Source organism: Rhizobium sp. PDO1-076, assembly GCF_000247475.1.
Taxonomy (GTDB): Bacteria; Pseudomonadota; Alphaproteobacteria; order Rhizobiales; family Rhizobiaceae; genus Allorhizobium.
On sequence record NZ_AHZC01000066.1, the window covers coordinates 1 to 20,975 of the forward strand.

The 20,975-nt window shown below is 59.5% G+C and carries 18 protein-coding genes and 1 tRNA gene; 4 read left to right on the forward strand and 15 right to left on the reverse strand.

Annotated elements, in window-relative coordinates:
- The 7 genes from PDO_RS05425 to PDO_RS05455 form a co-directional block, all read right to left on the reverse strand.
- The coding region (locus PDO_RS05425; protein WP_007598904.1) for an ABC transporter ATP-binding protein at positions 1 to 560 on the reverse strand (560 nt) is incomplete at its 3' end.
- A 90-nt stretch (positions 561 to 650) separates the two neighbouring features.
- Positions 651 to 1,952 carry a diguanylate cyclase gene (locus tag PDO_RS05430; protein ID WP_052023394.1) on the reverse strand — a complete coding sequence of 434 codons (1,302 nt, stop codon included), beginning with the start codon at positions 1,950 to 1,952 and terminating at the stop codon, positions 651 to 653.
- 104 nt (positions 1,953 to 2,056) lie between these two features.
- Positions 2,057 to 2,881: a response regulator gene (locus PDO_RS05435; RefSeq protein WP_007598909.1), complete on the reverse strand. Its 825-nt coding sequence runs from the start codon at positions 2,879 to 2,881 to the stop codon at positions 2,057 to 2,059.
- A 222-nt stretch (positions 2,882 to 3,103) separates the two neighbouring features.
- On the reverse strand, positions 3,104 to 3,379 hold the full coding sequence (locus PDO_RS05440) for a hypothetical protein (protein ID WP_007598912.1): 276 nt from the start codon (positions 3,377 to 3,379) through the stop codon (positions 3,104 to 3,106).
- 121 nt (positions 3,380 to 3,500) lie between these two features.
- Positions 3,501 to 6,116 carry a mechanosensitive ion channel family protein gene (locus PDO_RS05445; protein WP_007598914.1) on the reverse strand — a complete coding sequence of 872 codons (2,616 nt, stop codon included), beginning with the start codon at positions 6,114 to 6,116 and terminating at the stop codon, positions 3,501 to 3,503.
- A 129-nt stretch (positions 6,117 to 6,245) separates the two neighbouring features.
- Positions 6,246 to 6,767 (reverse strand): heme utilization cystosolic carrier protein HutX, encoded by a 522-nt coding sequence (hutX, locus tag PDO_RS05450; RefSeq protein ID WP_037072714.1) that lies wholly within the window; start codon positions 6,765 to 6,767, stop codon positions 6,246 to 6,248.
- A 7-nt stretch (positions 6,768 to 6,774) separates the two neighbouring features.
- Positions 6,775 to 7,116 (reverse strand): antibiotic biosynthesis monooxygenase family protein, encoded by a 342-nt coding sequence (locus PDO_RS05455; protein WP_007598917.1) that lies wholly within the window; start codon positions 7,114 to 7,116, stop codon positions 6,775 to 6,777.
- 245 nt (positions 7,117 to 7,361) lie between these two features.
- Here PDO_RS05455 and PDO_RS05460 point away from each other — a divergent pair, with 245 nt between their 5' ends.
- The 3 genes from PDO_RS05460 (at position 7,362) to PDO_RS05470 (ending at position 10,115) form a co-directional block, all read left to right on the forward strand.
- Positions 7,362 to 8,237, forward strand: coding sequence for a heme/hemin ABC transporter substrate-binding protein (locus PDO_RS05460; protein ID WP_007598920.1), 876 nt, complete (start codon positions 7,362 to 7,364; stop codon positions 8,235 to 8,237).
- 65 nt (positions 8,238 to 8,302) lie between these two features.
- Entirely contained in the window at positions 8,303 to 9,322 is a 1,020-nt protein-coding gene (locus tag PDO_RS05465) for a FecCD family ABC transporter permease (RefSeq protein ID WP_192814351.1), read from the forward strand.
- 1 nt (position 9,323) lies between these two features.
- On the forward strand, positions 9,324 to 10,115 hold the full coding sequence (locus tag PDO_RS05470; RefSeq protein ID WP_007598924.1) for a heme ABC transporter ATP-binding protein: 792 nt from the start codon (positions 9,324 to 9,326) through the stop codon (positions 10,113 to 10,115).
- Positions 10,116 to 10,456: 341 nt separating this feature from the next.
- On the opposite strand, the gene PDO_RS05475 is transcribed toward PDO_RS05470, so the two are convergent.
- The 7 genes from PDO_RS05475 to PDO_RS05505 form a co-directional block, all read right to left on the reverse strand.
- Positions 10,457 to 10,532, reverse strand: a tRNA-Lys gene (locus PDO_RS05475).
- 126 nt (positions 10,533 to 10,658) lie between these two features.
- On the reverse strand, positions 10,659 to 11,576 hold the full coding sequence (locus tag PDO_RS05480) for a PhzF family phenazine biosynthesis protein (protein WP_007598926.1): 918 nt from the start codon (positions 11,574 to 11,576) through the stop codon (positions 10,659 to 10,661).
- Between the two features lie 72 nt (positions 11,577 to 11,648).
- On the reverse strand, positions 11,649 to 12,374 hold the full coding sequence (locus tag PDO_RS05485; RefSeq protein ID WP_007598927.1) for a hypothetical protein: 726 nt from the start codon (positions 12,372 to 12,374) through the stop codon (positions 11,649 to 11,651).
- 10 nt (positions 12,375 to 12,384) lie between these two features.
- On the reverse strand, positions 12,385 to 13,494 hold the full coding sequence (locus PDO_RS05490) for an endonuclease/exonuclease/phosphatase family protein (RefSeq protein WP_007598930.1): 1,110 nt from the start codon (positions 13,492 to 13,494) through the stop codon (positions 12,385 to 12,387).
- Positions 13,495 to 13,677: 183 nt separating this feature from the next.
- The gene (locus tag PDO_RS05495; protein WP_037072716.1) at positions 13,678 to 14,703 is read right to left on the reverse strand and encodes an ABC transporter ATP-binding protein; all 1,026 of its coding nucleotides are present in this window, start codon (positions 14,701 to 14,703) and stop codon (positions 13,678 to 13,680) included.
- Complete coding sequence (locus PDO_RS05500) at positions 14,691 to 16,385, reverse strand: ABC transporter permease (protein ID WP_007598934.1); 1,695 nt, start codon at positions 16,383 to 16,385, stop codon at positions 14,691 to 14,693. The genes PDO_RS05495 and PDO_RS05500 overlap by 13 nt, the downstream gene beginning before the upstream one ends.
- An 8-nt stretch (positions 16,386 to 16,393) precedes the next feature.
- On the reverse strand, positions 16,394 to 17,326 hold the full coding sequence (locus tag PDO_RS05505) for an ABC transporter substrate-binding protein (protein WP_458574638.1): 933 nt from the start codon (positions 17,324 to 17,326) through the stop codon (positions 16,394 to 16,396).
- Between the two features lie 265 nt (positions 17,327 to 17,591).
- Here PDO_RS05505 and PDO_RS05510 point away from each other — a divergent pair, with 265 nt between their 5' ends.
- Positions 17,592 to 19,493, forward strand: a complete 1,902-nt coding sequence (locus PDO_RS05510; protein WP_007598939.1) for a CASTOR/POLLUX-related putative ion channel — start codon at positions 17,592 to 17,594, stop codon at positions 19,491 to 19,493.
- A gap of 79 nt (positions 19,494 to 19,572) precedes the next feature.
- Here the strand turns inward: PDO_RS05510 and PDO_RS05515 are convergent, their stop codons facing one another.
- Positions 19,573 to 20,796, reverse strand: a complete 1,224-nt coding sequence (locus PDO_RS05515; RefSeq protein ID WP_007598941.1) for an aminotransferase-like domain-containing protein — start codon at positions 20,794 to 20,796, stop codon at positions 19,573 to 19,575.
- Positions 20,797 to 20,975 lie beyond the last annotated feature (179 nt).

A 20,975-nucleotide genomic window follows, 5' to 3' on the forward strand; every position in this document is an offset into this window, starting at 1 on the left:
ATCGTGACACCGGTCTGCCTGAGACGCGACACGAGCTGCCACATATCCTTGCGCAGCGCGACATCGACGCCGGCCGTCGGCTCATCGAGAAACAGGATGCGCGGCTCGTGCGACAATGCCTTGGCGATCAAAACGCGCCGCTTCATGCCGCCGGAAAGCTCGCGCAACGCATTGTTGCGCTTCTCGAACAGCGTCAACTCCCGCAAGAGTGACTCGACCAGTGCAGGGTTCGGTTTCTTGCCGTTCAGTCCCCGCGAAAAGCTGACCGTGTTGACGACGGTCTCGAACATGTCGGTTGTCAGCTCCTGGGGTACCAGACCGATCTCGCCGCGCGTCTTGCGGAAATCCTTGACCACATCGTGGCCGGCGACCAGCACCTGCCCGCTCGATGGATTGGTAATGCCGCAGACGATTGAAATCAGCGTTGTCTTGCCCGCACCGTTCGGCCCAAGCAGCGCAATGATTTCGCCTTCCTCGATATCGAGACTGACATTGTCGAGTGCTTTGAAGCCATTGGAATAGGTCTTGGACAAGGAACGAATGGAAATGATTGGCGCCATTGGCGGAAAACTCGCTTTTGCTATCGGCTGGCTGAATATAGGTGTCGAATACCCGGTTACCAGTGACAGCCACGGCTTACCGACACCAACTTATCCGCTGACCAGCATATTCTCCGAATAAACCCGGTTCCGGCCGAGGCCCTTGGCCATATAAAGCAACTGGTCCGCGGCATTCAGGTAGTTGCTGAAGCTCTCGTGTTCGGCAATCTCCGCGACGCCGATGGAGACGGTGACACCAAGCTCCGAGTCGTCGAGCGCAACGCGCATCTGCGCGATGTCCTCGCGCAAACTCTCGCAAAATGCCGCCGCAGCGCTGGCATCGAGGCCCAGCAGAAGAACGCTGAACTCCTCCCCGCCCAGGCGAGCCAGCATGTGCCCGGTTCCGTCGAGCATGACGCTCAGCCGCCCGGCCACCGCCTTCAACACCCGATCCCCAACCTCATGGCCATAACCGTCATTGAGTTTCTTGAAATGATCGATGTCGAGCATGGCGATGCTGCATGGCTCGCCGCGTGCACGAATACTCGCCACCTGGGCGGGTCCTTCATCGAAGAAATAACGGCGATTGCGCAACCCGGTCAAATAGTCGCTGAAGGCTGCGTAGCGCAGCTGCCGCAACTGCGACAGCGTCTCGATATTGTGCTGAATCCGGCATTGCAGCTCTTCCACCACATAGGGCCGATAGACGAAATCATTTGCGCCGGCCTTGAGGAAGCTTGCAGAAAGCAAGCGATCCGAAGACGACGAAATTCCGATGATGCGCAGGCGGTCGCTGTGGTGTTGACGCCGGATGCGCCGCGTCAGCTCGTAGCCGTTCATATCGGGCATATGGTAGTCGGTGATTACCAGTTCGATGTGAGGATTGTCGGCCAACAGTGTCAGCGCCTGCGCCCCAGTCTCTGCATCATAGACCTGGAATTTCTGAACGCGCAGCAAATCGACCAGCATCGCACGGGCCGATGCCACGTCATCGACAACCAGCACGCCAACATTTCGGTTTGAAAGAATGCGGTCGATCGACTCAACGACCATGTCGATCGCGCGCTCATTGTCCTTGATCAGATAGTCGGCAACGCCACGCTCGAGCAGGCGCTCGCGCATGTCTCGATTGAAATCGGCGGTAAACACCACGGCCGGCACATTGAGCGCCACAACCTGATCCAACACTTGCCCATCATACGAATCCGGCAGGTTCAGATCGACAACGGCGATATCGAACACATCAGACGCAATCGCGGCCTCGAACGACTTGACCGTTGCGCAATGGGTTACCTGATAACCCAGCTCGTTTTCAAAACGGTGACATAGGATTGAAGAAAGAGAGCGCGAGTCCTCGATGACGAGAACATGAGCCTTGTTTCGCGACGCAGGCCGAACGGCATGGTCAGGCATGCGACTACCAAAAGAATTAAACATATTGACCTGCAATACCAGCGGCAGGCGTGGAACCGGGCTCCCGCCTGCCGCTTGTTCTACGCGAAATTGGCTCTGCGCGCCTATTTAGTCCGCGCTTGCGCCGCTCTAATTTGCACCAGCGTATCAAGGTTCTGGTTAACGCGGCAGTAGAATTCTTCGTCAATGAAGGGGCGAAGCATGAAATCGTTACCGCCAACCTTGAGGAAGCGTGCGGAGAGCAGACGATTGTTGGACGACGAGACGCCGATGATCCGCAATTCGTGGCTTCCGCGAACGGAACGAATGCGCCGCGTCAATTCGAAACCATCGATGTCGGGCATGTTGTAGTCGGTGACAACGAGACCGATATCCGGATTGGTCTTCAGAATTTCGATCGCCTTCGCACCGCTATCGGCGAGACTGACACGGAAATTGTAACGCTTGAGACGACTGGAGAGCAGAGCACGGGCGGTGGCGCTGTCGTCGACGATCAGCACATGATGCCGATGATTGGTCAAAAACCGGTAGACCGATTCAGCCAGCATATCGACGGCAAAGACGTTGTCCTTGAGAATGTAGTCGACAATGTCCTTGGCCAACAGCTTTTCACGGATTTCGTCGTGAAACGTCCCGGTAAAGACGATCGTCGGGATATTGCAGTCGATCATGTATTCAAGCGCTTCGCCATTCTCGGCGCCGGGCAGATTGATGTTCGAGATGGCAAGTACGACTGGCTCGTCATTGAGCTCATTGGCCATCTGCATGTCTTCAAAGGTTCTGCAGATCTCGATATCGACGCCCATCAGCTCCTTGAGGCGCTGGCTGATCATCTGCGTGAAGACGTTGGAATCTTCCCCGAGAATGATGCGAACATCGGGGAATGTTTCCCCGGAATATTGCATCCCGGAAATACCTAGAACTGCCATGACTCGCCTTTTTGTGTTTTATTCAACACTTAGCCATTTAGCAGTGATCATTTGCGGAACCGTTAATTTGACCATTTTAAGGCAGCAACGCGAGACGATAGTTAAGCAATGCGGAAGCCTGACCTTTCGACAACCAATCGTACTTGCGCAAGATCGCCGCCGAACACGCAGAACGGTTTTTCTCTGCCAGTACATTCCACACAGACGCCCGTCCTGGCGACTTCACTTGATCGTCGCGATACCGTCCTTGATATCGACGGTTTCACCGCCGGCAAGGCCAAGCCTGTCGCCATTTGGCAACGTTACGAAGCAGCCTGTCGGGCAGATCGAATCCGAGCCTCCGGCGTCGAGCGACACCTCGGCGCGATTGCCGTTCTCAACCACGATCAGCACGATCGAAGACGCGCCAGAGTTGCTGATCGAGGCCGCCACGGCAACACCGGCGAGAGCCGGGGTCAAAGAGAAAAGCACGCCACCCACTGCCAGAATTCTGATCATTTAGGTCGCGGGGTTCAAGGCCCCGCCCTCTGTTGCGCATGACCGCTCGCAGGAAGGTTCTTCCCCGCGGCCTTACCCCTCTTCTGACGCATTCCCCCTGAATGGCACCTGAATGAGGCATTCATGGCAGGAGTTTGTCATCATCCGTCCCGTCATGCAATTCGCTCTCGTTCGGCTTCTGTCCGGCTTCCTTTCCGCGTTTGCGCCGCAGCAGCGCACTGCGGTCGCTGTCGCTCAGATGCAGCATCACATCCTGATGCGGATAGGGCATGGAGATGCCCTCCGCTCGGAAACGCCGCAGGACTTCCATACGGACGCTGTTGCGGATCGCCAGACCGTCATTCATGTCGGCAAGATGAAAGCGCAACTCAAAGTCGAGCGACGAGGCGCCGAAGCGAAGAAATTCGACATGCGGCTCGGGATTGCGCAGGACCTGGGGAACCGTATTGATGATGTCGAGCAACAGATCGATCACCTCTTGCGGATCAGCCTCATAACCGACGCTCACCGGGATTTCCGACCGCTGCATGCGATTTCGATGCGTCCAGTTGCCGACGGGGGCGTTGATCAACTCCGAGTTCGGCACGATGATCGACTGCTTACGGAAGGTCTCGATCTCGGTTGCTCGAACCGAGATGCGCTTGACGATGCCCTCAGTCGTTCCGGTCAAGACATGGTCACCGACCTTGAACGGCCGCTCCACCAGCAGAATGAGGCCGGAGACAAAGTTCGACACGATGTTCTGCAAACCGAAACCGATACCGAGAGATAAGGCACCGGCAACCAGTGCCAGGCTCGACAGGTCGATACCGGCCGCCGATATCCCGACGATCCCGGCCAGCGCAGTACCGAGATAGCCGATACCGGTCTTCACCGAGTTGCGCACACCCGGATCGACATGCGACCGCGCCATGACATTGCCGTCAAGCCACTTCTGCAGCCATCGCGTCACGACCAGACCCAGCGCAAACAGCAGCACGCCGCCAAGGATGCCGAAGATCGAAATGCGGATCGTCCCGACATTCACCTCGGTGAAAAGATTGTAGAGCCACAACTGAATGTCGCCAGGCTGGAAGCCCCATGACATCAGAATCAGCGGAATGCCCAGGATCAGCGCAAAGGCGTAGATCAGCAGGCCGGCGACGATACCGCTTTGATCCAGCCCCACCGGGCCAAGGCGAAATCGCTTCGCGACATACTGCCCGATCCGCGTATCGCCGAACTGGTTCGGGGCAGAGATCGCCTTGCCAGAAAGGATACCGATATACATCGTCGCCAACACCGCGCCGGTCAGGACGATCTGGGTGGCAAGGAAGCGCGCAAAGCCCACATAACCAATGCTGCTGGCGAAGATCAGCAGTATGCCGACAATCCTGAACGTCATCGAAACGCTGCGTGGCCAGGCCCTCCCCTTGTCAAACGGATCGCCGCTCTCGGCAAGCACCGGGCGCAGGAACGAGACGATGAACAACAACAGGCCGACAGTCAGTGACGAAATCAGGCTCTTCATCACCGTCAACACAACGGGAGAGCTGAACGCCTCGCTGATCACCGCCAGGACATAGTCGAGGCCATTCACCAGAGCCATCAGAAAGATGGCGATCGTCAGGTCCCGTGCGCCGACATTGGACAGCTTGACGAGACGCCAGTTTGGCGCTCGCGGAGCAAGCGCTGCCCGCGAGATCATCGACACGAAAAAGACCAATCCGATGAACCCGAAAATCGAACTTACGATCGGTGCGATGTCCGGTCGCAGGATATTGAACGTATCGAGAAGAAAATACGTGTTCGCCAGGAAGAATCCGAACGCAAGCGACGGCAGGATCGTCGACCAGAAGGCGACCGACAAGCGGCTCATATAGTTTGGGTTCTCGACCATCGGGTCACGGCGGATCAGCGAACCGAACAAACGGTATTCGATGAACAACATGGCAGACGCCAGCACCACCGAAAGAAAGACCGTGATCGCGAACGGCACCGTCTTGAACTTCAAGACGAAGACGATCCAGCTGACGATACTGCGATGAACGCGTCCGACATCAGCAGAGAACGATTCTGCCGCCTCTGCCGCGACATCGGTGTTGATTTCGGTATGTTCAAAAAGCTGATCGGTGAAGATTGCCCGTCGAATGCCCGTGATTCGATCGGCGAGCGACTTGCCTTCAATCGACAGATCTTCGGCCTGACCGGTCAGCGCATTGATCTGCGAGCGTGCGGCATTCTGTCGGTTGCGTTCTTCCGTGACGTCGGCAGCTTCCGCCGGCTGTCCTTCGGCGGGCGGCTCTCCCAGTTCGGTCAAGCGGGTCTGGATATCATTCAGCCGCGGTCTGAGTTCGACGGAGATTGCCAGCAGGTCACGGACCATGCCGTCGACCTGCACTTTCAGATCGGCCAGAACACGATCGTCCTGCTTGCTCTGCTCAACCTGATTGTTTAGGTTTTCCAGCCGCTTGCGCGCTTGCTCGATTTGCGTGTCGGCTTTCGCCAGTTTTTCATCCCGAAGCGGCTGCACGGCTGCAGGCGCGGCTGCAGGCTCGGTCGCCGCTGCCGGCGCCGTTGCTTCCGCAGCGGGTGCGGACACCGTGGGCGCGGCATCTCCTGCGGGAGCCTGCCCGGCGGGTTGTGCCTGCTCTTGTGTCTGCGCCTGCGCCACCATGGAATGGAAAACGACTGGCGGCAAAACGACCGCGGCCAGCGCAAGAACAATGGAAAAGAAGCCGTATCGAAGTCGGATCAATGCAAATCCCTAGCCTGTATGAGAAATCGGCGGGACCATAGAAGCAGTTATAGGCAAAAGAAAGAACCGCTTAAACGACGATGGCCGGCGGAGAAAATGCTCCACCGGCCATTGTACAAAGTTCTGCCATCAAGCGGCGGCAGCGACCCGAAGGGCCTCGAAGCGCAGCACCTGATCTTCGATCAGTGCACGGTCCTTGTCGCGACGGACGAAGACCTTGAACATGGCCTTGCCATCCCCATTCATGAACCAGACGGAACACGACCGGCGGCCATGGAAGCCACGATCGACGAATGCGATATTCACGCAACGATCCTTGCGGATATGCCCACCGATCGGACTGTCGCCGTGGATATTGAACCAGCCATGGCCTTCGCTGCCGTCGACCAACGCGCCGTTCACCTCCAACACGATATCATCGGTATGCACGATCAGCAGGATTTCGCCCCAGCCGGTCATGTCTTTCCAGACGGCATCCCAGCGCTCGGCCGGAACCAGAACGGCAGCACCCGCCGGCAGCACCGCAAGTACTTCCGCCGGCGACACATCGGCCTGAGCGGCGATCTGTTCGATTACGCCTTCAGGCTTTTCCGCAAGAGCGGCACGAGCGCGAGCGGCGCGTTCATTGGTTGATAGAGTAGACATATCCATCAGGCGCTCACGCAGCAATTTCGGCGCGTTTGCCGGTATGGTCTTCATGGATGATCACGTCGAACCCTTCGAAATGCGGACCCGAGAGGTACTGGACCTTGCTTTCGCCAGTGCGGGCATGTGCCGCGCGGAACTGTTCCGACTGCGTCCAGCCGACGAAATGCGCATGGCTTTCCCACACGGTGTGCGAGGCATAAAGCGTATGATCCTCGGCCTTGGCGCCCTTCAGCATGTGAAACTCGACATAGCCCGGCACCTCGGCCAACCGCGCCTGGCGTGAAAGCCACTGATTCTCAAAGGCTTCTTCAAAGCCCGGCACAACGCGAAAACGGTTCATGGCAATATACATGGGACTGATCCTCTCGATTGAAATGGAATGCGGCTTGACACAGGCAACTCGCCATCGGGAGCTCATTCTCAGATCTCACCAACGCAACCGCAAGCCTGCAATCTGTTGCCTTCCTAGATAAACTTGTGTAACTAAGTCAAGTTAAATGTCGCTGCATTCCTGGCGCCATCACACCCCGAAACAGCGCGAGGTGACGTCAGCCGAACGGTCTGCCGATCGCCTTGCTCCATAGGTTTAGCGATCACATGCGTTCTGTTCCTTTGCACCGCCGCCTCGTCCTTTCTCTCGCCTGCGCCTTGGTGATTGCCCCGCAGGCTACGCTTGCCCAATCCGCCGATGCCAAGCGTATCGTCGCCATCGGCGGCACGGTGACGGAAATCATCTATGCGCTGGGTGAAGGCGATCGGATCGTGGCCGTCGACACGACCAGCAGCTATCCGGCAGAGGCCACGCAGAAGCCCAATATCGGCTATGTCCGCCAGGTCTCGGCCGAGGGCGTCCTGTCGCAGAAGCCGGACCTGATCATCGCCGAGGCCGGAGCCGGCCCGGTTGATGCAATGAACATTCTCAAGGCAAGTGGCCTGACACTGATCAGCATTCCAAGCCCGCCGGACACATCTGCCATTCCGGCCAAGATCCGCGCCGTGGGCGAGGCGATCGGACGCAAGGACAAGGCCGACGAACTTGCGCTCAAGGTCGAGGCGACGCTGAAGGCGACGGCAGAAAAGACCGCGTCCACAACCACCAAGAAAAAAGTACTCTTTGCCCTGTCGCTTGCCAATGGCCGCGTCATGGCTGGCGGCTCGCAAAGCTCGGCTGATGCCATCATCCGGCTTGCCGGTGGCGAGAACGCCGTCAGTTCCGTCTCGGGTTACAAGCCCCTGACCGATGAAGCGGTTATCGCGGCAGCACCCGACGTCGTGCTGGTCATGAGTGGTGGCGCCATGCAGATGACGGCTGAACAGGCTTTCGCCCTCCCCGCCCTCGCGTCGAGCCCTGCGGCCAGGAACAAGGCATTCGTCACCATGGACGGCCTCTATCTGCTTGGGCTCGGCCCTCGCGCAGCTGAAGCCGCCGCCGAATTGCACGGCAAGCTCTACCCGGAGGCGACTAAGCCGTGAATACCTTGGCGCTTCTCGCCGGTCGCCGCGCCGTCAGCGGCGACCGTTCCGCAATCGGCCTGCTGATGCTGGTCGCACTGGTGCTCCTCCTGGTGCTTGCCATCTTTACCTCGATCGTCGTAGGCCCGACCGGAGTCGGCCTGCCCCATCTGCTCGACTACCTGAGCGGCAATGCGGCCGCTCTCGACAGCCAGAACCTGCTGATCCTCGAAGCCGTGCGCCTGCCTAGGACTGCCATCGGCCTGCTGATCGGCGCAGCGCTTGGCGTCTCGGGCGCCATGATGCAGGGCCTGTTCCGCAACCCGCTGGCAGATCCGGGCATTGTCGGCGTAACCTCGGGGGCCGCACTTGCGGCCGTCACCGCGATTGTCCTTGGCCCGACATTGCTATTCCCGCTGCAATCCGTGCTTGGCGAACAATTTCTGCCGCTGATGGCCTTCCTGGGTGGCCTTGCCAACACGTTCCTGCTGTATGCCATCGCCACACGGCACGGCCAGACGTCTACGACAGCCCTGATCCTGTCCGGTATCGCGATCGCCGCCATGACGGGCGCTGCAACCGGTCTGTTGATCTTCATGGCTGACGACCGCGCCTTGCGCGACATCACCTTCTGGTCATTGGGCTCACTCAGCGGCGCAAGCACCTCAAAGATCCTCGCGATTCTGCCCTTTGTCGGCTTCGTCATGCTGATCATCCCTTTCGTCGCAAAGGGTCTCGACGCGCTCGTCCTCGGCGACGCCGCAGCATTCCATATGGGTGTGCCGGTCCAGCGCCTGAAGCGGTTGACGATCCTCGCCGTGGCCGCCGCCTGTGGTGCAACGGTTGCCGTCGCCGGCTCGATCGGCTTTGTCGGCATCATCGTCCCGCACCTGCTTCGACTGGCGATCGGCCCGTCACATCGCTTCCTCCTGCCCACCTCGGCGCTTGGTGGCGCTTCGCTGTTGCTGTTTGCCGACAGCATTGCACGCACCATTGTCGCGCCGGCCGAGTTGCCGATCGGCATCATCACCGCGATCCTTGGAGCGCCGGTATTCCTCATGCTGCTGCTTGGCCGCAACGGTCGTTCGAGCATGGAGGGCTTGTGAGATGATCCGGGCCAGGGAAATCAGCATCATTCGCAGCGGCCGCGCACTCGTCGACCGTGTCAGCCTTGATCTCACACCGGGACGCTTCACGGTCGTGATCGGCCCGAACGGTGCTGGCAAGTCCACCCTGCTCAAGGCCATCTCGGGCGAATTGAAACCCGACCATGGCGAGGTCCTCTATAACGACCGCCGACTGACCGCCCTTTCGCCGATCGAACTGGCGGCGGAACGGGCAGTCCTGCCACAATCGACGGCCCTGTCTTTTCCCTTCACTGCACTGGAAGTGGTTCGCATGGGCGCGGTCGCTCATGGCAGCCTGGAGCCCGGCCTTGCGGCGCGCCAAGCGCTCACCCGTGTCGGCCTTGGTGGCTTTGAGGCAAGAAGCTACAACGCGCTGTCCGGCGGCGAACAGCAGCGTGTGCAGCTGGCGCGCGTGCTGGCGCAGATGCCCTCGCCCGTTTCGAATGGCAAGCCGTGTGCGATTTATCTCGATGAGCCAACGGCCAGTCTGGATATCGGCCACCAGATTTCCGTCCTGGAACTGGCCCGTGACTTCGCCCGTGCCGGCGGCATCGTGCTGGCGATCCTCCACGACCTGAACCTTGCCGCAGAGTTTGCAGATCACCTAGCTATCCTGCACAAAGGCAGGCTGGTCTGCGAAGGCCGTCCCGAAAATACGATCGACGACACCATCATCCGCGAGGTCTACGGCATCAGCGGCACCGTCGGCCGGCTACCTGCCGCACACATTCCCTATGTGTTGCCGCAGTCGAGGCAGTCGGCTCAACGCTGAGCCGGCTATGCAGGTTATCCACAGTTATCCACAGGGCAAGCAAACATAAACACATCCGAAAATGGCAACGGAAAGCGAACGCGGCCGACAAAACGCGGGAACATGCAGGGAACATCTCGGATGCGCACCGGCAGCAGCACCGCAGGGGAAATCATGGAAAAACGTTAGCCGGCTGCCAATGCCGTTTCGCTGATTTTGATCGTTGACTTCCTCGCCTCGCGATCCGCTCAAACCGGCTCACGCCGATCGCTGTCAATGCACAACATAAGGGATCATGAACGTCTCAATCGCCGGCGACATTTTGGGTCACCAAACATCCAAATCATTGGAAAGATTGAAAATGGTGGGTGATGTAGGGTTCGAACCTACGACCCGCTGATTAAGAGTCAGCTGCTCTACCAACTGAGCTAATCACCCGCCGCGCCCCGTTCTGGAGGCGTGACCGGGCGTATAAACAGGATATCGGACCTTGTCTAGCGCCGAGACGAAAATTCTTGGCTGTTTGGTCAAAAAATTTCAGAAATCCGAAATTTCCGTTATTTTTCAAAGATCGAGGCTACCGGTCGCGAGACGCACCGCCTGACCGCCAATGCGAGCGCGCGAAATCGCGCCGTCCTTGACGTCGATATGCAGATGGATGTGGGACGATCTGCCCATCTCCACGCCCTGCTCCACCATCAGCGGGTGATGGCCATCCGGCAAACCATCGAAATGCCAGATGGCACCCGACAAAGCGGCGACGGCAGATCCCGTGGCAGGATCCTCGGTGATGCCCATGTCGGGCGAAAACATCCGCGCATGGAACTTCGCCGCATGATGGACCCCGCCGCGGCAATAGACATAGGCAGGCGTAAGGCGCCCTTCACACAAGGGCGCTGTCCGCTCCCACAGTTGAGGATCGAACTCCAGGCTTTCGACAGCCGCGATGTCGTGGACCGGCACCAGCAGAAACGGCACACCTGCCCCCCAGATGGCCGGCACGTGGTTCTCGAAACCGATGGCCGTCACCTTCAGAGAAAGCGCGTCAGCGATGCCTTGGCGGTCGAGTGGAAGATCATAGCGGTTTGAGGTCCGCGGCAGATCAAATTCGGCAAAGCTCGCCTCGCCGGGCCTCAGCCTGACGGCACAGCGGACCGGGCCGACATTTTCTTCCAGTACCGAGACGAGATCGAGACCGCCGTCCTGATCGCCATAGGCCTGCTCCGCAAGCGCGATCGCAGTGCCGACTGTCGGATGGCCGGCAAACGGCAATTCGCGCGCCGGCGTGAAGATCCGGATGCGCGTGGCATGCGCAGAATTGCCGAATTTCTGCACAAAGACCGTTTCTGAGAGATTGAACTCGGCCGCGATCGATTGCATGGCCTGATCCGAGAGGTCGTCACCATCGAAAACCACGGCCAGCGGATTGCCGGCAAGTTTGCGGTCGGTGAAAACGTCATAGATGGAATAGTTTCGTGCCACGGGCAATCTCCGGTCGGTCGCATTTGGCCCGTCACACTGCCCCAGCGCAACGCGCAAGGCAAGCAATGGGCGTCACCGCCGCGACGCGAAGTACCAGTCGAGAATTGGAAGCATGGCGACATTGTAGCGATGCGCTTTGTGGTCCCCGTCACGAATGGCAACGGCGGCAGAAATTTCCTGGTCTTCGGCATCATCGGCAAACAGGTTGATCGCCGAGATCAGATCTTCCGCCACGGCATCGAATTGAAAGATCTGGAAAAACGTCAGCCTGCGGGATCGATAACTCGCATAGATCAGACCATCGGTCGCAGCCTCATTGAGATCAAGCCCGGTTTCCTCCAGCACTTCGCGACGCATATTGCCGGCAAGATCGCAGACGCCATCGACGACATCCGAGGCATCCAGCGAGCCGGCCGCGAAATAGACCTGTCCGGCATTTGCCGTGTGCGGCGCCATCTCAACGGCAATCAGCGCACCGTCGGACGAGGCGATAACCGGATAGCCGAACAGATGGCAGGCCCCCGACCGGTCCTGCTGCTTGCGCCACCAGAGAAAGGTGGAGAATGATGACAGATAACCTTCGGCTTCGATCGCAGCCCCATTGAGCCTGATCCGGTTCTGCAGGATCATTCGCCCATTGAACAGCCTCGGATTGGCCGCGTGCTCGACAGCCCAGTTTTCGGCGATGGCATCGCTCATGGTCTCCTCCAGTGGATGGAAACCCGGCAATACCGCCAGATGATAGGACTGGATCGGCATCACCGTACCATCGACCCTGAGGCCGGTCTCGTCGATCATGACGGCCTCTTCACGGCACATGCAGGCTTATCGCAACCGGGCAGTGATCGGACGCCTTCGGCCTGTCCCAGCCGACACGCGGATAACGCTCGATTTCCTGGCCCGGCGGAAACGGTGTCCGGAACGGCTGACCGTTGCGGATGATGTCGGGCGCAACGGTCGGATTGGCCCGCGCAAGCGCTGGCGACAGCCAGATATAGTCCAGTTGGCACAGATGCTGCTCTTCAGGCCCCCGCGCGTGGTAAAGCGTCCAGCGATCGAGAACAGGACGGCGCAGCATGACGTTTTCGGCAAATCCGTCAGAGGACAAGATGTCGAGGGCGCTGCTCAGGCCGCCCACCGGCTCGAACCGATACCCGAGACGCCGTTCGCCGATGACGTCGACGCGCTCCTGATAGTCGTTCATGTCGCCGCAGATGAGAAAATTGGCTTCGGAGACCTGATCCACGCCGAACCGGTTTTCGATGATGTGGCGCACCGCCTTCGCTTCTGCCTCACGAACCGGTCGGGTGCTCTCCCGTCCATCAGCCCCATCGCGACCATTGCTCATCGACTTGAGGTGCAGGACATAGAGTGTCAGCGGCCGACCACCGATGCGCAGATCAAGCTCGAGACAATCCCGTTTGAAGATCTTGCTGTCCGGCTGCAGATTCGGACCGAGGCCGGAATGGTAGAGCGACAGGTCTCTGTAGGTGAGCGCAGCATGGCTCTTGATGTCGACAAGCTCGATCCGCTCGCCGCCGCGCGTCTGTTCGCGCATCAACACAGCCACGTCGATGCCACGGCTGTCATTGCCCTCGATAATGTATTTCTGCCGGTAGCCCGCCCCGGCCATGCGGAAGAGATAGCCATATTCGAACGCCTGTAGGGACTCCATGTTGTCCACCTCCTGCAGGCAGAGGATATCCGCATCGGTATCGGCAATCGCAAGCGCCGAAAGCTGCCTTGTGTCGTCGGTCGTGGCCACAACCCGCGCCGCCTCCAACTGCTGATAGCCGATCTCGGTCTTGATCTCGAAGAGTTTCAGCACCCGGTCTGAGCGCAACTGGTTGCGAAAGCCGGTGAAATCGAACCGGGCGATCAGGTTCTCGATATTGAAGGTTGCGATACGCAGCGACATCTCGATTGCAGCCTTTCGAGCCGGGAGGAGAATCTGTGGGAACGACCTTCGAGCTTTATTGCAGAGATTTTCCGGCAGCGCGACACAGCAGCCGATTTCGGATGGACTTTGCCGAACCGCAGCACGATCGACGGTGGCCATGCATCGACCGGCAAAGCGCAAGCAGCCGGATGCAGAAAGACTTCAGAGACGCCAACCGCCGGCAATTATGACCGGCACCACGGCACCAACCTGCAGACGCTCGCGCCAGTGAACCCGAAGGCACTGACCGTCGCCGAGGCGCAAGCCCATGGTATAGCGCTCGCCCTCGAAGACCACGCTTTCCACCACTGCCGGCAAGCCACCATCGCCAATATGGACATCCTGCGGACGAACCAGAAGGTCCACGGACGGCGCGTTGTCCAATCGCGTCAAAGCCAGCTGGACGGCCTGCCAGTCGAAGTGGCGTGCAGCGCCTGCCGCGGCCCGGACAGACAGAACGGCACCACGCCCGACAAGCTCGCCCACACGCCGGCCCTCCGGTCGTGCATAGAGCTCGTCCGGCGCCGCCATCTGCAGCAGCTTGCCGTCCGCCATCACCGCGACATCGGTCGCCAGCGCCATGGCTTCCGCCTGATCATGCGTCACATAGATCATCGTGGCGCCGGAGCGCGCATGAAACTCGCGGAAAGCGTCCTCCATCTCGCCTCTCAGGTGGCGGTCGAGATTGGCCAGCGGCTCGTCCAGCAACACGACATCCGGCGAGGTTACAAGGCAGCGGGCCAGCGCCACCCGTTGGCGCTGGCCACCGGAAAGCGCTGCTGGGCGCCGGTCGCCATACGCTTCGAGCCGCACCGATCGCAAAGCCTCCAGCACTTTCGCGCGGTAGCGTTCGCCGGTCACCCCGCGCACCTTCAACGGATAGCCGACATTCTCGGCAACCGTCATGTGCGGCCACAACGCATAGGACTGGAACACCATGGCCATGTTGCGCCTTTCCGGCGGTACGACCCTTGCTGCATCCGACATCACCCGCTCACCCAACAGGATCGAGCCATCCGTCGGCGTCTCGAAGCCCGCGACCATGCGCAGCACCGTCGTCTTGCCGCAGCCCGAGGGCCCGAGCAGCGCCAGAAATCCTCCGTCGCGGATCTCCATCGACACGGCATCGACAGCCGGCCGGCCGGTGCCAAAATCCTTGCTCAGTTGATGCAGGGTCAGTTTCGCCACGGCACGACACCTTTCGGCAGCCAGGCCGCCATCCATTCGAGAAGCAACATCAGCACGACGATCATCAGCACCACCAGCACGGAAAGCGCTGCCGCCAGATCGTAGGAGCCGCTGTCGTCGAGATTGTAGATCGCAACACCCAGCGTCTGCGTCCCGGCGGACCAGAGCAGCGCGGAAACTGTCAGCTCGTTGCAGGCAATCAGGAAAACCAGAATCACCGATGCACCGGCAGCGGGTGCGATCAAGGGAACCAGTATCTCCGCGAGACGCCGCCAGAACCGGGCACCCGAAAGCCGTGCAGCTTCTTCCAGCGCCGGATCGAGTTGACGGAATGCGCTGATAATCGGCTTCAGGCCGACGGCGAAAAAGCTGGACAGATAGGCCAGCAGGATGATCCACAGCGTGCCGTACAGGGTCACGCCGACAAGCGGGATGGGCGCGGCAAAGATCAGGATGAAGGCAACCGCTATGACGACACCTGGCAGCGCATACGGGATCTCGATCATCGCCGCGACAAGTCCCGTCCAGCGGCTTTTCGTATGCGTCAGGGTATAGGCGGTCAGAACGCCGAAAACCAGAAGCCCGAAGGCCGTCAACCCGGAAAGAAACAGCGAGTTGACGAAGGCCGTCTGGGTTACAGCCTGGCGGAAGAGGATCTCGTCATAGGCCGACAACGAAATGGTCTGCCATGAAAACACAACGCCGTAGGTCGAGACCAGAGAACCGGCCACCAGTGCCAGAAACGGAAGTACCAGCATCACCACCAACAACAGCCACAATGCCATTTCGACAGGCAGCCGCCAGAGACCGAGGTTGAAACTCGCCGTCAGGCCGGCGGCGCCGATGGTCCGATATTCCCTGTTGCGCAACACCCGTTCCTGCAGGCCAAGGCCAGCGATGGCAAGGATCGCGATCATTGCTGAAAGCATGGCAATATCGCCGAATGTATCGGGACCGAAGCTGGCGAAGCGTGCATAGATCAACGTCGGCAACGTGTAGATTGCCGCAGGCATGCCGAGAATGGCCGGAATACCGAAATTGCCGACGCCCGAAACAAACGCGATGGCGGCCCCTGCAATGAGACCGGGAACGGCAAGCGGCAACACGATATCGCGCAGCACCTGGCGCGACGAGGCTCCGGAAAGTCTGGCCGCGTCAATGCCCTCCTGCGGCAGCGCCAGCAGTCCGGCTCGGAGCGAGAGAAACACCAGCGGCGCATGCTGCACGCCGAACAGCAGTGCAATGCCATAGATCGAATAGAGCGGCTGCGGGCTGCCGAGCGCAGGCGCAAGGCCGATCGCCTTCAGCAGCGGACTGGACGGCCCTGACAGCCCAACCCAGGACAACGCGGTCACCTGCGGCGGGATCATCGTCGGTAGCATGAACAGGAAGCCCAGCACGCCCCTCGCCCGGACATCGGTCAAGGCAAGGACGAGCGCAAACGAAGAGCCGATGATCAGGGCGACGATCATGCCGAGGAACGAGGTCGTCAGCGTGTTGAGTGCCGCTTGCCAGACAGCCGGCTCACGCAGCAGGTCCAATGCCTTGCCGCTCCAGATCGAGCGAAATCCGGCGGCGACAAGACGCAACAGCGGCACGGCGCAAAGGCTGAAGACGAGCAGGCCGACAAAGGGGAACAGCCAGCGGGGCTGGCTGTTCGTCTGCTGTGCATGGAGAGGCATTGCTGGGATCAATTGGTGCCGAAGATCCCGGAGAAGGTCTTGAGATCGTCTTCGCTCGCCTTCAGGGCTTCGCTGGCATTGATCGGCAGGACCTTGATCGTGTCACGCGCCGGGAAACCGTCCGGAACAGCCATGCCGTTACGCGCCGGGATATAACCGAGCTTGAGGAAACCCTCCTGGCCCTTCTCGGAAAGCACGTAGTCGACGAAAAGCTTGGCTGCCTCTGCATTCTTGCTGCTCGAGAGAATGGCGACCGGCTCGGTTACGGCTGAGACACCTTCAGTCGGGAAGACGAATTCGACGGGCGCGCCCTTGGCCTTTTCGCGCAGCGGCATGTAGTCGACGACCACGCCATAGGCCTTTTCACCGGTCGCAACCGACTTCAGCACGGCGCCATTGCCGCCCGATGCGGTCGCGCCATTGGCCTGCAGGGACTTGTAATAGTCCCAGCCGAGGCCATCAACACCAACCAGGGTCTGGGCATGAATGAGTGCTGCACCCGAAGTCAGCGGGCTCGGCATGGTGACGAGGCCCTTGGCCTCCGGCTTTGCCAGGTCGCTCCACGAGGTCGGCTTCATGCCGGCAGCCGTGTTGTACATGATGCCGGTGGTGATCAGCTTGGTCGAGTAATAGGCGCCGTCTGCATCATAGAGGCTGGCATCGAAATTGGCTGCTTCCGGCGACTTGTAGGCAAGCAGCTGGCCGGCCTGCTTCATGCGCTCGAGCGTCACGGTGTCGGCGATCAGCAGCAGGTCGGCGACCGGATTACCGGCTTCGATCTCGGCCATCAGCTTGGCCATGATCTTCGGCGTGCCATCACGAACCCAATCCACCTTCACGTCCGGATGGGTCGCCATGAAGCCGTCGACAGTCGCCTGCGCGTCTTCGTTCGGCTGGCTGGTATACAGCACCAGATTGGCGGCATTGACCGAACCGACCATCAGGCCAAGGGAAACAAGCGCGGTAAAGGCGCAAAGGAGCTTTTTCATCCGGGTGTCCTCGTTGCTAGAAGTCACCGCTCCTTAGTGGCTCCCTTTGACAGGTGCATGACAGCCGCACCGGTTACCGGCCGGATCTGCAATGCCGGGCTTGCACCCTACATGAACTATTGTTGGGTAAGCTGCCGCAAAGTCACCCTTCCGAGGATTGCAGCCGCAGGCAAATGCTGCGATCTGGAAAACGAAATTTCACGGGAAAATCAGTATCATGAAGACAGGCAGCCATTGGCGCGCGCGCTTGCGGTATGAGTTCGACAAGAGCATGGCGGCCGGCGCGATCGCGCTGATGGGATGGCTGGCGCTGATATCGCTGATCGTCATCGTGCTGGCAGGTATCTTTCTCGCCTTGACAGGCATCGCGCCGGAAGGCGGCGAACCGGTGAGCTTCATCGAAGCTGCATGGGAATCGCTGATGCGCACCATGGACGCAGGAACCATGGGCGGCGATATCGGCTGGTCGTTCCGCATGGTCTCACTGGTCGTGACCATCGCCGGCATCTTCGTCTTTTCCGCCCTGATCGGCGTCATCAGCTCGGGCTTGGAAAACAAACTCGACGAGTTGCGAAAGGGCCGCTCGCGGGTACTGGAGGCAGACCACACCATCATTCTCAACTGGTCGCCGTCGATCTTCGACATCATCAGCGAACTGGTGATCGCCAACCAGAGCCGTCGCACTCCGCGCATCGTCATCATGGCCAACAAGGACAAGGTGGAGATGGAGGACGAGATCGCCACCAAGGTCGATGACCTGAAGAACACCAGGATCATCTGCCGCAGCGGCGATCCGACCGATCTCTATGACCTCGACATCGTCAACGCCCAGACGTCCCGTTCGATCATCGTGCTGTCGCCGGAAGACGACGACGCAGATTCCCGTGTGATCAAATCCGTACTGGCCCTGGTCAACGATCCGAAGCGCCGGACCGAACCCTATATGATTGCAGCAGAAATCCGCGACGCAGCCAATGCCGAAGTGGCCCGTATCGTCGGGGGCAGCGAGATGCAGCTCATCCTCGCCGACGACCTGATTTCCAGGATCGTGGTCCATACAAGCCGCCAGTCGGGCCTCTCTGCGGTCTATTCCGAACTGCTCGATTTCGACGGCTGCGAAATCTACACGCTCGAACAGCCGGAACTGACCGGAAAACCGTTCGGCACGGCCGTAATGAGCTATCAGGCAAGCACGCTGATCGGCATCTGCGACAACAATGGCGCGGTTCACCTCAATCCGCCGCCGAACCGCGTATTCGAGGCCGGCGAAAAGGCCATCATCATTTCCGAGGACGACGCCTCGATCAAACTGGACGCTGGCAAGACGACCGTTGCGCAGAGCCTGATCCTGCCACCCGTCGCGCGCGAACAGCAGGCGGAACGCACCCTGATCCTGGGTTGGAACCGCCGTGGCCCGATCATCGCAACCGAGCTCTCCCGCTACGTGGCGCCGGGTTCTCACCTTACGATTGCGGCAGAAACGCCCGGTTTCGTCGATGAGGTTTCCACGCTGCAAATCGATCGCGACATCATGACGGTCGACGCCAGATCGATAGACACCAGCCATCGCGGCACGTTGAATGAACTGGATATCCCATCTTACGACCATGTCCTTGTGCTCGGTTACAGCGACACGATGGCCGCCCAGACCGCGGACACACACACGCTGATCACCCTGCTGCAACTGCGCCAGATCGCAGAGCGCGCCGGAAAACACATCAGCGTCGTCAGCGAGATGATCGACATCCGCAACCGCCAACTGGCGGAAGTGACCCGGGCCGACGACTTCGTCGTCAGCAACAAGCTGGTCAGCCTGATGCTCGCCCAGGCCTCGGAGAACGCTTATATGGCGGCCATATTCGGCGAATTGCTCGATGAGGCCGGCTCGGAGATCTACATGCGTCCGATCTCGGACTATGTCACGATCGACAAGCCTGTAAACTTCTACACCGTCACGCTGTCGGCCCTTCGCCGCGGCGAGGTGGCCATCGGCTACCGCAAGCAGAACGATGCCGACCCCGACCCACGTCGCCTCGGCGGCGTGGTGGTCAATCCGCCCAAGGCGCTGATGATGCATTTCAATCCGGACGACATGGTTATCGTCCTGGCGGCCGACTGACAAAACTCCAGACGCAATGGCAAAAGGCCCGGATGCAGAAACAACTGCTCCGGGCCCTTTGATTGCATATGCAAGATGATCAGGCTGCGTTGGCGAGCGCTCCGCCGACCAGCCGTCCAAGCCGCTTGATGCCTTCATCGATCATCTGTTCGTTGGCACAGGAGAATGACAGCCGCACCGTATTGGTGCCCGAACGGTTGGCAAAGAACGCCTGCCCCGGAACAAAGGCAACCTTTTCGGTCTCGACCGAGAGCGCCAGCAATTCGGCACCATCCATTCCCTCCGGCAAGGTCACCCAGACGAACATGCCGCCTTCGGGTCGGGTCCAGCGCGTGCCAACCGGCATGTATTTATCGAGTGCAGCCAGCATGGCGTCGCGCCTCGCGCTGTAGGCCCGTCTGATCTTGGCGACCTGCGCGTCGAAATGGCGTTCGGCGACATGGGTGATGGCAATCTGGTTGATCGATGACGAATGTAGGTCGGCCGCCTGCTTCATCAGGACCAGCTTGCGGATGACCGTCGTCGACGCCACCACGTAACCGACCCGCAATCCCGGTGCGAGCGTCTTGGAGAAGCTGCCGCAATAGATCGTCCGCGTATCTTCGATCGAGCCGCTACGTTCGATATCCAGCGCCAGGATCGGCGTCACCGCCTCGCCGTCATAACGCAGATGCTGATAAGCAGCATCCTCTATGACCGCAATGTCCAGTTCATCGGCCAAAGCCAGCAGACGCTTGCGATTTTCAAGCGAAACCGTCTCGCCGGTCGGATTGGAAAAATCGGCAGACAGATAGGCGAATTTCACCGAGCCACCATTGGTTTCGGCCGCTGCCGTGTAGCTTCCCGGCGTCCTATTGCCAAGGCTCAGCTGGTCATACCTCGGCTCATAAGCATTGAACGCCTGCAGAGCGCCCAGGTAAGTTGGCCAGTTGACAAGAGCCGTATCGCGCGGCGACAGGAACAGCTTGCCGAGATAGTCCAGCGCCTGCTGCGAGCCGGAAGTGATGAAGATATTGTCGATGCCGCACGTGATGCCGAGCCGCGCCATGTCCGCCTGCAGCCACTCGCGCAACGGCTTGTATCCTTCCGAAACCGAATACTGCAGGGCGGCACACGCCTGTCCGCTGGTGAAAATATCGGCATAGGCATCCTTGAACGCCTCATCCGGAAACAGCGCCGGATCCGGAATCCCGCCGGCAAACGAAATGATCTCCGGCCGATCGAGAAGCTTCAGCAGTTCACGGATTTCAGATGCACGCATACGCGACGAGCGCGTCGCGAAAATATGGTCCCAATTGAGCACAGGCATTTCCTCGGATGTTCTTTTTGACATCCAACGAGACCATGAAAACAACGATATGTCAACAATACTGACCCATCTTGCAGACAGCAGAAATAAGTCATTGAAAAGAACAAAACCATCAGAAACACACAAGCAAAATTGATTATGTTTTTTGATAGTCAAAACGCAAGAAGACAGAT